Source organism: Asaia krungthepensis NRIC 0535, assembly GCF_025995175.1.
Taxonomy (GTDB): domain Bacteria; phylum Pseudomonadota; class Alphaproteobacteria; order Acetobacterales; family Acetobacteraceae; genus Asaia; species Asaia krungthepensis.
In genome coordinates this window covers 259,419-272,055 of record NZ_BAPV01000003.1, presented here as the reverse complement: position 1 = coordinate 272,055, position 12,637 = coordinate 259,419, and the positions used below count along the sequence as shown (strand labels likewise).

At 59.2% G+C, this 12,637-nt stretch carries 7 protein-coding genes and 1 tRNA gene; 5 read left to right on the top strand and 3 right to left on the bottom strand.

Annotated features, from left to right (window positions below; all coding sequences use genetic code 11):
• Nucleotides 1-409: 409 nt before the first annotated feature.
• Nucleotides 410-483: transfer RNA gene (locus AA0535_RS02475), tRNA-Cys, on the bottom strand.
• 207 nt (nt 484-690) lie between these two features.
• Here AA0535_RS02475 and AA0535_RS02470 point away from each other — a divergent pair.
• The 3 genes from AA0535_RS02470 to AA0535_RS02460 all read left to right on the top strand — a co-directional run bounded on the left by AA0535_RS02470 (nt 691) and on the right by AA0535_RS02460 (nt 8,481).
• On the top strand, nt 691-2,145 hold the full coding sequence (locus AA0535_RS02470; protein WP_373319258.1) for a TolC family outer membrane protein: 1,455 nt from the start codon (nt 691-693) through the stop codon (nt 2,143-2,145).
• A gap of 256 nt (nt 2,146-2,401) precedes the next feature.
• Complete coding sequence (locus AA0535_RS02465) at nt 2,402-5,089, top strand: valine--tRNA ligase (protein ID WP_264814317.1); 2,688 nt, start codon at nt 2,402-2,404, stop codon at nt 5,087-5,089.
• A gap of 1,019 nt (nt 5,090-6,108) precedes the next feature.
• Nucleotides 6,109-8,481, top strand: a complete 2,373-nt coding sequence (locus tag AA0535_RS02460; protein ID WP_264814316.1) for a TonB-dependent receptor — start codon at nt 6,109-6,111, stop codon at nt 8,479-8,481.
• Nucleotides 8,482-8,576: 95 nt separating this feature from the next.
• Here AA0535_RS02460 and AA0535_RS02455 read toward each other — a convergent pair whose 3' ends face one another.
• Nucleotides 8,577-9,392 carry a DUF1868 domain-containing protein gene (locus AA0535_RS02455; RefSeq protein WP_264814315.1) on the bottom strand — a complete coding sequence of 272 codons (816 nt, stop codon included), beginning with the start codon at nt 9,390-9,392 and terminating at the stop codon, nt 8,577-8,579.
• A gap of 170 nt (nt 9,393-9,562) precedes the next feature.
• Nucleotides 9,563-10,633: a hypothetical protein gene (locus AA0535_RS02450; RefSeq protein WP_264814314.1), complete on the bottom strand. Its 1,071-nt coding sequence runs from the start codon at nt 10,631-10,633 to the stop codon at nt 9,563-9,565.
• A 300-nt stretch (nt 10,634-10,933) separates the two neighbouring features.
• Between AA0535_RS02450 and AA0535_RS02445 the strand changes: the two genes are divergently transcribed.
• Complete coding sequence (locus AA0535_RS02445; protein WP_373319257.1) at nt 10,934-12,067, top strand: porin; 1,134 nt, start codon at nt 10,934-10,936, stop codon at nt 12,065-12,067.
• A gap of 95 nt (nt 12,068-12,162) precedes the next feature.
• Nucleotides 12,163-12,543: a hypothetical protein gene (locus tag AA0535_RS02440; protein ID WP_264814312.1), complete on the top strand. Its 381-nt coding sequence runs from the start codon at nt 12,163-12,165 to the stop codon at nt 12,541-12,543.
• Nucleotides 12,544-12,637: the final 94 nt, after the last annotated feature.

Below are 12,637 nucleotides of genomic sequence, written 5' to 3'. Positions count from 1 at the left end.
GTCAGCACGCCACAAACCAGAAATCAGGAGCCAGCCGCGCCAATCAACGGTTCTTCGAACCCCCCACCTGATAGCGTTCGGACCTGTGCTTGCCGGTATGTGCAGACTGACGCGAGCGGCGGTTGCCAGACCTATAAGTGTGCGGGTCGAACTTCGCTATTTGGTGCGTGCCATTGATGTACGACAGCGGCGCGATAGGTCTGCGTGCTGCTGTACCGCAGTGCCCGCAACATGCTGCAACGAGGTCGCTTCCTTCATCTGCGTGCAGCAAGCAGAAAATCGCCTCGTTCATGATCGCCGGGCCCGTGCCGTCAGGGTCAGGAAGAAAGTTTACATCCTGCTAGGCAGTCCACATGCTACGGGGAGGGACCGCAGGAACTGCTATCTATTTGTGATTTTTCAGGGAATATGGAGGTCCGGGCGGGAATCGAACCCACGTACGCGGATTTGCAGTCCGCTGCATCACCATTCTGCCACCGGACCGGCTGGTGTGTGGGCTATATCTCTTTCTCTGCGTCTGCGGTCAAGAGGTCATCTGAAGGGAAAGCGAGAAATAAGAAGAAATTTCCGAACTCGTCTAAATATGGCATAGGAGCCGTGAGGGACGCCTGAAACCGTGCGGATGATCTGTACCATTCCGTGATTGCAGCGCCGTCGTCATTCGAGAGGGCATCCATGAAAGCGGACCATTTGAAAGTCTATACTTCGCTCGGCGTTGGCCTCGTCGTGCTTCTTAAAAGTACGACTTCTCTCGCTCAGACCTATGACGGCAAGGGGGCCCCTGAATTCATTCCCCATACGCTTCAGGAAGCCCTTGCAACTGCGTATCTCACGAATCCGACGCTCCAGCAGGAGCGTGCGAAGCTTCGTGCAACCGACGAGCAGGTTCCTCAGGCTCTGGCAGGCTGGCGGCCCCGTATTCAGGGGCAGGCCGCGCTCACCTATTATAAAGGCATCAACGCCTATGGTGCGCAGGGGCCGGAGCCTGGCTCCAATTTCGGTACTCCCGCCTATAATCGTACCTATTCCACACCGGGTTATCAGGGTGGCGTGACGATTACCGAAAATATCTATCAGGGTGGACGCACCACGGCTCAAACGCATCAGGCCGTCAACACGGTGATGGCGGAACGTGCCCAGCTGATCGAAACAGAGCAGCAGGTGTTCACTGATGTGGTGAATGCCTATCTCGGCGTGGTGCGTAGCGAGCAAATTCTTCAGATCAATATCAATAACGAGCACGTGCTCGAAGAGCAGCTCAAGGCCACGCAGGATCGTTTCCAGCAGGGGGAAATCACCCGTACAGACGTCGCACAGGCTCAAGCCGCGCTGGCGACGGCAAAGGCAACGAGACAACAGGGCGAGGGCACGTTACGCGCCGCTCAGGCGACATATCTTCAAGTTGTAGGGGTGCCACCAGCGCCCAATCTCGTAGCGCCCCAGCCTCTCGCGTTGCCCATCAAGGCGGAGAAGGATGCTGTGGCTGAGGCCACGCGCAACAATCCGAACATCATCAATGCGCTGTTTAATGAGGCCGCCCAGAAAGACAATTTCTCGGTCCAGTTTGCGGCCATTCTGCCCAAGATCACCGCGACGCTTGGTTATTCCTATGTGAAGAACCAGGGCTACGGAAAAATGGTCACCGACAACAAATATGGCATGATCAATTTCGACGTTCCGATCTATCAGGGCGGTTCGGAATATGCGGCCGTGCGTCAGGCGCGACAGCAATATCTGGCAGCGCGTCGCGCAACCGATATCGCCCGTCGTTCTGCGGCGCAGACGGCCTCGGCCAACTGGCAGCAGTTCCGCTCCTACACGGACTCGATCTCGAGTAACCGCACGGCAATCGCGGCAAACGTGATCGCACTCGATGGCGTTGAACGTCAGGCGATTGTCGGTACCAGCTCCACGCTCGAGGTCCTTCAGCAGCAGCAAACCCTGCTTCAGGCACAGACGGCACTCGTCCAGAATCTCAGCGGTCTCGTGCAGTCTTCCTATGCTGTCGCCGCTGCCATGGGACGCCTCACGGCGGCGGACCTGAAGCTCGACGTGCCCGTGTACGACGAAAAGGCGTATTACAAGGCGGTCAAGGACCGTCTCTGGGGCATCAATGACTACGCCGTCAATCAGCCCGGCCGCTGAGCAGCGCCGGATTGCTTTTTGGGGGGCGCTCGCATCTGGTCGGAGGCCTCTTCGCAGCTTTATGTCACCATAGTTCCGCGCCTCTCACTCTGAGACTGCGCCCATCACGGCAGTTCCGGGGAAACGCTATCGCGCCCCCTGGGCTGGGGTTTGGCTTAGATCGCCAGAAACGGTAGACTGGCCCTCTTAACAGAAAGACCCGCATACGAAAGGCCGATCAGGCTCCGCATGCGACCAGACAGGTGACAGGAAGACGATGCTCGAGAAGACCTTTGACCCCGCAGCGTGCGAGGCGCGCCTTTATGCCCAGTGGGAAAAGTCCGGTCTTTTTGCGGCGCATCCCGAGCAGCCCGGCACGCCTTTCTCGATCATGTTTCCCCCGCCGAATGTCACCGGGACGCTGCATTTCGGCCATGCGCTCGATTTCGTGCTTCAGGATATCCTGATCCGTTCGAAGCGTCTTGGAGGGTGCAATGTGCTCTGGCAGCCGGGCACAGACCATGCAGGTATCGCGACCCAGATGGTTGTCGAGCGCGTGCTCGACAAGGAAGGCCTGAGCCGCAAGGATATGGGGCGCGAGAAGTTCCTTGAGCGGGTCTGGGCCTGGAAGGAGCAGTCGGGCGGTCAGATCATCCAGCAATTGCGTACACTTGGCGCCTCGGCCGATTGGGAGCGCGAACGCTTCACCATGGATGAGGGACTGTCGCGCGCCGTGCGTGATGTGTTCGTCACCCTGCACCAGCAGGGGCTGATCTATCGGGCGAAGCGCCTCGTGAACTGGGATCCGGCATTCCGCTCCGCCATCTCCGACCTTGAGGTCGAGAACCGCGAGACCAAAGGCTCGATGTGGTATCTGCGCTACCCTGTCGAGGGCGGCGGCATGATCGTGGTGGGGACGACGCGCCCGGAAACCATGCTGGGCGATACAGCGGTCGCCGTTCATCCCGAAGACGAGCGCTATACCGGGCTGATCGGCAAGTTCGTCACGCTGCCCCTGACCGGGCGCCGCATCCCCATCGTGGCAGATACCTATTCCGACCCTGAGAAGGGTAGCGGGGCGGTCAAGATCACGCCGGGTCATGACTTCAACGATTTCGAGGTCGGTAAACGCCATGATCTGCCCATGCCGAGCATCCTCGACGAGGCCGCTGCCATCTGGCTCGATGAGATCGCCAGCGAGTTGCAGGATATCGAGGGGTTGTCCTCGATCGCCTTCGTGCGCTCTCTCGAAGGCATGGATCGTCTCGAGGCACGCAAGCTGATCGTCGAGGAACTTGAGCGTCTCGAGCATATCGAGAAGATCGAACCGCACACGCTGCAGGTGCCGTACGCCGAGCGTGGCGGGGCGATTGTCGAGCCGCGATTGACGGAACAGTGGTATTGCGATGCCGCTACTCTCGCCCAGCCCGCCATCAAGGCCGTAGAAGAGGGCCGGATCCGCTTCGAGCCTCAGCAATGGGAAAACACCTATTTTGCCTGGATGCGCGATATCCAGCCTTGGTGTATCAGCCGTCAGCTCTGGTGGGGCCATCGCATTCCTGCCTGGTATGGCCCGGAAGGCAGCGTGTTCGTCGCGCGCAGTGAGGAAGAGGCGTTCGAACAGGCGCGCGCGCAATTCGGCGCTGAGGTCAGTCTGACCCGCGACGAGGATGTGCTCGATACGTGGTTCAGCTCCGCACTCTGGCCTTTCACAACGCTGGGCTGGCCCGACAAGACGCCTGAGCTTGCCCGGTATTACCCGACCAGCGTACTCGTGACCGGCTTTGACATCATCTTCTTCTGGGTGGCCCGGATGATGATGATGGGTCTGCATTTCATGGATGACGTACCCTTCCATACGGTGCTGATCCACGGTCTGGTGCGTGACGAGCGCGGCCAGAAAATGTCCAAGAGCAAGGGCAATGGGCTCGACCCGCTCGATCTGGTGGCCGAATTCGGTGCCGACGCCACGCGTATGGCGATATGCGCTTTGACCGGTCCCGGTCGCGATATCAAATTCGGCCGCAAGCGTGTCGAAGACTACCGCACTTTCATCACCAAGATCTGGAACGCCGCGCGCTTCTGCGAAATGAACGGTGTCAAGCCGGTCGAGGGGCTCGATCCCTCTGCGGTCAAGAGTGTTCTGGGGCGCTGGCTTCTCGATGAAGCATCGAAGGCTGTCAGCGCAGCCCGCGGCGCTCTGGATTCCTACCGCTTCGATGAATATGCGGGCAGCTGCTATCGCTTCGTCTGGAACGTGTTCTGCGACTGGTTCCTTGAACTGGCCAAGCCCGCTTTTGCCGCCGAAAACACGCCGGAACAGGACGAGATTCGGGCGGTTGCCGCCCATGTGCTCGGGATGATCCTGCAGATCATGCATCCGGTCATTCCCTTCGTCACAGAGGAACTCTGGCAGTCGTTCGGTTTTGGCGGCAGCGTTGCGCAATCGGCCTGGCCGGCTCTGCCGCAGCCTCAAGGCGCCGCCGAGGCATCAGCGGAGATGGATTGGGTGATCCGTCTGATCAGCGAAATCCGCACCCTGCGCTCGGAAATGAACATTCCTCCGGCTCAGATGGTGCCTGTGCTTCTGCGTGACGCGACCCCAGAAACCCTTGCGCGTGCCGAGAACTGGGCTGCGGTCATTGGCCGCATGGCGCGTGTGGCCTCGGTCTCACCCTTGGCGGGTGAACCGCCCAAGGCCGCAGCGCTGACCGTGATCGACGAAGCAACGCTCGTTCTGCCACTCGAGGGGCTGATCGATATCGCTGCCGAGATCCAGCGCTTGGAAAAGGAAATCGATCGTCTGGGCAAGGAAATCGACAAGGTCGAGCGCAAGCTGGGCAATGCCGATTTTGTTGCGCGTGCCAAACCGGAAGTCGTCGACGAGAACCGTGACCGCCTCACGAGCTTCACCCATGATCGCACGCGGCTTCAGGCTGCCCTTTCCCGCCTCTCCGGCGCCTGAGATGAATGGGGCGTCCGTCACGGGACGCCCCGTGGGTCCTGAGGCGAAACGCTTGGGACGGATCTCGGGGAGGCGGCGAATGGCGCTTTGATTGATTTGACGCCGCTTGTCAGGCCGGTCTCAGGCTCATGCTTTTCCTTACGAAGTCGGATTCATTTCTGAGGGCTTTTCTCGCGCCCGCGATGATCCCCCTGGTGAGAGAATTCCAACCGTCACTCGAAGCTGATCACATCTTCTGAGCCCAGGCGTGTCGACGGCATGGGTTCAATCCGCCGTCGCTCCGGGGAGAGACGGCGTTTCGATGCCCACACCTTTTTCCAATCTACGCAATTGGGGTGATTTACGGTGCGCTTGGCGTCATTCGTGTTCGGGAATGCGGCTGTGTGGCCGGTCCGTTCAGGGCCGTTGCCATGCATCTGATGACACGGTGCCAACGCTCCGTTCCATCCGAAAACCTGCGGCTCTGTGTGGGTCGTTGAATACACGCCGTTCCATTGGGCGCCCTCTCTTTTCCGCATTCCATCCTTAAGCCGCCTCGCGGAACGCTTACGTCCCTGATGCATCGTATTGCGGCGTCCTGAATCATAATTTGATCCCGAGACCGTCGACCAGGCGTGCTTCGGTCACTCTGAATTTGCCTTCCGCAAGGGGAAAAGCGGTGCCGCGAGAGGCTATAACAAAAGGCCGGACCAGCTTTGAGACTTCGTAATCCCCACATAGTGGTAGGGCCGCACAAGTCTATTCTCGGCCCACAGGACAAGGAAATCGGCACCTCACCGTCAGACCTGCCTTGCGGCTTAGTCACGGGGCCTCGCGCCGACGATCAGGGCGATGCTGCGGCTTATCCAAGTAGTGGGATCATCCTGAATGACGATGATCGCCAAAGGCACGAGACATCGAGTGTCGCACATTGGCAACACAAAGACATAAACGCGCTGACTGCGATTGCGAGCGGATTGCAACGATGAAGGGCGGAAGATAGGAACCATTCTCAATTGCAGAATGATTTCCCTGTCTGAATGTGGAGACCGCTTTTGTCCAAGAAATGGGTCCGCCCCGCCTATCCCGTGTCCCTGCTGGCCGGGATGACGCTTGCCTGTACCACGGCGCATGCGCAGCCCGTGCAACAGGATGACGATGTCCCGCATCGTGACAAGGTGAAGGGCACGGCTCGACCCGACATCAAGGCAAAACAGCCCGATACCGCTGATGCCGTGTCCGGCAAGGGAGGGGAGGAGCATCTGCTGGTACGTGGCACCGGCATGAATATTCTTCATGAGCCGATTGGTCTGGGGCGTATGCCTGAGGACATCATGCACACGCCGCAGACCGTCAACGCGGTTCCTCAGATCCTGATGCAGCAGCAGAACGTGAAGTCGCTCGACGAGGCTCTACGCAATGTGCCGGGCATCACGGCGTCTGTTGGCGAGGGTGAGGGCGGCATGGCGGGCGATCAGTTTCTGATACGTGGCTTCGCGGCCCAGAACGACATCTACGAAAATGGTCTCCGTGATTTCGGCGTCTATACGAGGGACAGCTTCGATTACGACCATATCTCGGTCATCAAGGGCCCGTCCTCCGAGGTGTTCGGTAATGGCACGACGGGTGGTGCTATCAATATCGTAACCAAGGTCGCTCATCTTGGGGACAGCTATAGCGCGCAGTTCTCGGGTGGGTCAGGCGAGTATTATCGCGGTACACTCGACGTCAACAAGCAGATCGGTGAGGCCTCGGCCATTCGCATAACCGGCATGGGCAACGAGAATAACGTCGTCGGACGCGACAACATCTATTCGCACCGATGGGGCCTTGCCCCCTCTATCGGCTTCGGGCTCGGACGCCGCACAAGCTTCACCCTCGAGTATTTTCATCAGTCGGATAATCGTATCCCCGATTATGGCGTCCCGATCGTCACGAAGCCGGGCGGCACGATTGGGCGTCCGGCGACGGAATATGGACTGAACCGTCACAACTGGTATGGCACGAATTATGATCAGGATGTTTCCAATGTGAACATGCTGACTGCGCGCCTCAATTCCGAAATCAGCCAGCATCTGACGATTTCCGATGATCTGCGGGGCGGGTTGTACGATCGCTATTTTTCGGCATCGCAGCCGGGTTGCGATGCGACGTGCCAGAAGCTGTTTTTCACTAATCCTTCGGCAGCCCAGGTCAACAGGCGCGGACATCTGGGCGGCCCCGAACCCTATCAGCAGAATGACTGGTCCGTGCAGAATGTGTTTTCGGCGCGTGCCAATTTCCGCACGGGCTTTATCCGTCAGCAGATCATCGCTGGCTGGGATGTCGAGCATATCTATGACCGTCGAAAAAACTACGCGTATAATTTCAACGGGCAGAACGGCACGCGCACCGATACGACGAGCCTGATCAATCCCTCGCATGTTCAGCCGGGTCTGCTGCTCGGTGGTTTCGGGCAATATCAGTACGACCTGGTCAATCTTTCCGGCGGAGCAGGACGTAAACTCTACAAGACCGGTGATGCCACCGATGTGGGCGCATTCTTCTCAGAGCAGATGTGGCTCGCGCCTTGGTTCTCCATCCGTGGTGGCTTCCGTTGGGATCACTGGGACAGTCATTATTCCGCTACTGAAGGGGCGACGGCTGCCGATACGCGCCTGTCCCAGCAGCAGAACACCATCAACCCGACCGTCAGTCTGATGTATACGCCCAGCGACAACACGATGGTCTATTTCAACTGGGCGCGTTCGACCACGCCGCTTGGACTTTATGTGACCAATAGTGCCGAGCCGCTCAAAAGCTCGACCCAGGGATTCAAGCCAGAAAAGGCAAGTCTGTATGAAATCGGGGTCAAGCAGCAATTCCTGCATGGCCGACTGGGCGCGACGGCCTCGCTGTTCCGTCTGGAAAAGGGCAATGCCCTGATGACCGATCCCTCCACCGGAAGTGTGTCGTCATCGAGCGACAGCCAGCGCAATCAGGGCGTGGAACTCAGCCTTTCGGGGCAGATCACCCGTAACTGGAGCCTGATCGGCACTTATGCCTATTACGATGCCACGACGACGGGCTCGCTGACACCGGCCGATATCGGCAAGCGCATCCAGTATGCGCCCAAGAACATGGCGACGATCTGGAGCACCTATACGATCGCGCCCGACAAGCCCTGGAACCTGACATTCGGCGGCGGTCTGACCTGGCGTGACTCGGTCTGGCTCGACGCAGCCAACACAGCGCGTGTGCCTCATACGACGGAATGGGATGCCATGATGTCGCATATGGTCGGGCATCGCTGGCGCCTCGCGCTCAATGGCTACAATCTGGCCAATCGTCTGAACTATTCAAACCTGTTTAGCGACCGCGCCACGCCTTCTGTCGGACGGACCTTCCTGGGGAGTATTTCCTTCACCTATTAACCGTAGGGGCGCGCTACGCTCTCTTCAGCCGGGGTCTCTGCCAAAGCCATGACCGGAGCGCCCTCCACCCACCAGGTGAGAGGGCGTTTTGCCGCTCAGCCCTTGTGCAGAAGGGGCAGGAGCGGGGTGAAAGCAAACATCGTTTCGAAACTGCAAAATACCGGGGCAGGAATCTCGATAATGCCCAGTTTCTCGGATGTGACACGGCGCCATTCATGGACCGCCCTGCGGAGCGGGGCTTTCTGCGTATGGGGTATATGGCGGTACTTGTAACCATAGGTCGCGTGGAACATGAAGCTCATCAGATTGTCAGGGTGAAACCCGATGGCCTCCGCAAGCTGACGGCGCAGATCATAGAGAGCCGTGGCCATTGCGGCATTGGCTGGGCGCAGGGGGACCCCGACGAGCGGCGCATGAAAGCGATCCGCGTCGATTTCCATCTCGATCTTTTCCGGGAAATCGAAAGTGGTGGCCGCGATGCGCTCGCGTAGGATCGGTGTCGTTTGCGCGAGCGTCACGGAAGGGGAAATACCTGACGGCCAGTTATTCTTGGCCTTTTGTTCCGGATCGACCCCACCGAGGATGGTCATGTGATAGCTCGATGGCGGGGTCGGGACGATATGGTCCGACCAGTCGCGGCGTATCAGCGCATTCATCTCGAGCATCGCGACGGAGAGGGGGTGCGTCTCGGCGAAGGGGCATATCGTTGTATTCCCTGGCCAGAGCAGAGGCTTACCTTGTGCATCGAACTTGCCCTGGCGGTCTCCGCCGCCCTCGGGCATGGGGGGGCCATCGCAGCTCGGCTCTTTATCCTCTGGCGAAGCCGGGGCAGCGCCAGTCAGAAGCAGAGCCCCCAAACCAAGCAGGAGGGTACGCCTGCGTGAGGCAAATGGGGCAGGGAGGCTGTGCATGGAAGGTATTCCGATGGGCTGGGGCGCTTTTGCCCGCGGCAGGTAACGAGGAGGTATCTCCATGGCACGAAATATCACTTCTGTGCATGACAGCTTCACTAAAGATCTGTGAGAAAATGCGGTCTCTGCATGGGCAATCATGCCGAATCAGCGCGTTTCTCAGGGGCCGCTCAATTCGTGCCGGACCGCTCAGCTGTTGCCTGTCGGGGTGTGTCATGCACCGTGGCAATGCCCTCATGGGAAGCATCGAAATGCAGCCCCAGATCAGGCTGGTTCACTTGAGATGTCGCAGGTGCGAACAGAAACTTTCCATGATCGAAATCGATCAGCGTGACCTCACGACGGAAAAAGCTCGCGCCCAGAGCCCCCTCGTCGAGATTTTCCAGCACGAGAAATTCTGTCGCACCAAGATCGCGCGAGCCCAGGCGCAGGCTTTTGAAGCGATGGCGCACTCCGCGCTCCATCGTCCCGAACTGCGTGACCACGGGTTGATCCTGTCCCAGATCCCCTGCCGTAGCGAGTGTGCCGAGCACCACGTCCCTAGGCAGTGCGCTGCGCACAAGGTCCGGGTCCAGCCTGATGCGGACAGGGTGATTATCGATGAGCGCCGTGATCCGGGCATCCGCGTCCAGATCGATCACCACGGGCTTGCGAGTGAAAAGTCCCTGAGGCCCTGCAGCGCATTGTGGCGCATCGCGCCAGACAAGCAGCCCGAGTTTCTCATGCGGTACGTCGAGCATGAGCATGAGCCTGAAATGTTGAAGTAGGGGCCTGCCAATAACACCCACCAAGGGGCGTCCCTTCACTAATCTGATCGGCGCATCCTCCAAGCGTTCGGCAAGCAGGTCATGAAGGACGATCGGTCCGATCTCGAGCGTATCAACTTTCGTGATTTCTGTCAGGGTAACGGCATGATCCTGGGCGATCATCTTGTGCGTCGGCCCCTGTTCGAACCAGATTGCCCCCGCATTCCTTACAAAGAGATGGCCGAAAAGCGGACTGACCACCATGGCAGCGTCTTTCCCCTCGATCCGCACCGGAATGACGGGGGCATCGTCCGGCCCGCCCAGAAGCGGAAGGGTCGTGGCGCTCTCGACGCAGGTTTCCGCCAATGAGGCCGCGAAACGAGCACGATCTTCCGACAAAGTTTGCATCTCAGCCTGAGCAGGGGGGAAACCGGGTGGAAGGAAACCGCATAGAACGAGTATCGGCAGGAAAAGAGACGGCTTTAGGCGAGGCATGGATGTGCTTCCCCTTCATGAGTGAGCGGTGCTCCAAGCCCATGCAGCGCACCCGTTCTGACAGGCCATCGGCAAGGCGACTCTTTTTCGGGAGTGCTCATGTTACTCACTCTCAGCATGGGCAGGGCCGCCAATCGCCCCCGGCATAAGTAATTCTACGCATTTATGCGGAATGATCTCAAACCGTAACGTCTCCTCAGTTTCCGTTAACGCCTCGGGGCGATCAGGAGGATGGGAGACATGGAAAAGGGACGGACTCGTACCCGCGGAGGTCCGATTGCGAGGCGGAGTGGCGTGATGATGGTCGCCTTGATGGGCGCTGGCCTGGGTGCCATGCCGAAGGCCGAAGCATCGGTCACGGTCAATCTCGGGCCGGAACAGTCATTCACGATGGGGGTAGGAGTCCGGGGGCAGTATATGACTGCTGATCCATCGACCCCGGATGATGGCAGTGCAGCCGCTGCCAGCGATCTGCGTATCTACATGGGTGGCCAGATCATCAAGACCGTCAAGGCCACACTCAATCTGGAGCGCATCCGCGACGGCAACTGGAACGTACTCGACGGTATCCTGCAGATCGAGCCGTTGAAGGGGCTCAATCTCTGGCTTGGGCGCATGTTACCCGGCAGCGACCGATCCAATCTCGACGGACCCTATTTTCTGAGCACCTATGCGTTTCCGATTGTGGCGCAGTATCCCGGCATGTGGTCAGGCCGCAATGACGGCGCAACCCTTTGGGGCAAGCTCGCCCATGACAGGTTCCGGTACATGGTGGGCATTTATAAGGGGCATAACTGGGTCGATGGAGGTTCTGGAACAGGGCATAATCCGCTCTTCGCAGGGCGTCTCGAGTATAATTTTCTCGATCCCGAGCCGTCGCCGGCCTATTACACGGCAAGTACCTATTACGGTAAGGCCGATATCCTGGCCATCGGCCTGGCGGGGCAGTATCAGGTCAATGGCGTCGGTACGGCGGCCCTGAAGGGTGATTACAAGGCCTGGAATATCGATGGGCTTTTTGAAAAGCGCATTGGCAAGAAAGCACGCTGGGGCGTTTATACGCTCGAGGCCGCCTATTATCAGTACCATACGGATGGCGTGAAAGATGTCGCCCCCGGCTTTGGCAATCGCAACCCGGATTATGGCAATATCGGCGGTATCAACAGCGGAACGGCGTTTCTGGTCAGCACCGCCTATCTGATCCCGTGGCGTGTCGGGTGGGGGCGGATCCAGCCCCTCCTGCGCTATCAGCAATTCCGATACGCTCATGACCTGTACGGACCAGGCAACCCCAGGACGCGTCAGTTGGATGCAGGCGCGAATTATGTGCTCGACGGTCATAATCTGCGTTTCACGCTCGATTATGCCCGGTACACGCCAGCCGGGGCGGCGCAATCCAACGCCTTCCTGCTCGGCATGCAGCTTCAATATTGAGGGGGGCTCTCATGATCTTTCGCTCTTATGCCCGCAGGGGCCGCCGCACCCTATGCTCAGCGAAGCGCGTGTGTTTCGGGAAAGGCGCGTTTCCCATGATGGGGGTTCTGACCCTGTCGGTCCTTGTTCCGGCCGCGCGGGCTGTGCCGACCCAGCCAACGCCGTCAACGAGCATTGCAACTCACACCGATCCGGTCGATTGCGCCCATATGCTGTCAGCGGAGGCGCGGCTGATCCATCGTATCAACAAGAGACGGCATGAGCCACGTCTGCCCGCCAATGCGCCGGGCTATGCCGGTCTGGCGGTTCGGCTGGACCCGATGCCCGGTCTGGGGATCATGCAGGGCGGGCTCTGGACCTCCGAGGCGGGCTGGGAGTCCGATAAGGAAGTGGCCGAAACCCTCGAGGCTCTTGAGAGCCAAAGGCACAGGCTGCATGACTCAGAGGTTACCGCCCATTGTCCGGTGGCACCCTGATCTAGCGCTCAAGGGGGCTCCGGCGCACGGCGAAATATGGTGCAGGCAGGGTGTAACGAATCCCGTTCGTGACGGCTCTGCCCTCGCGCGGCCC

What these genes read in the sequence shown, in the direction of transcription:
- AA0535_RS02465 (WP_264814317.1), top strand. Translation starts at nt 2,402, where the DNA reads ATGCTCGAGAAGACCTTTGACCCCGCAGCGTGCGAGGCGCGCCTTTAT.
- AA0535_RS02460 (WP_264814316.1), top strand. Translation starts at nt 6,109, where the DNA reads ATGTGGAGACCGCTTTTGTCCAAGAAATGGGTCCGCCCCGCCTATCCC.
- AA0535_RS02455 (WP_264814315.1), bottom strand. Translation starts at nt 9,392, where the DNA reads ATGCACAGCCTCCCTGCCCCATTTGCCTCACGCAGGCGTACCCTCCTG.
- AA0535_RS02450 (WP_264814314.1), bottom strand. Translation starts at nt 10,633, where the DNA reads ATGCCTCGCCTAAAGCCGTCTCTTTTCCTGCCGATACTCGTTCTATGC.
- AA0535_RS02445 (WP_373319257.1), top strand. Translation starts at nt 10,934, where the DNA reads ATGGTCGCCTTGATGGGCGCTGGCCTGGGTGCCATGCCGAAGGCCGAA.
- AA0535_RS02440 (WP_264814312.1), top strand. Translation starts at nt 12,163, where the DNA reads ATGATGGGGGTTCTGACCCTGTCGGTCCTTGTTCCGGCCGCGCGGGCT.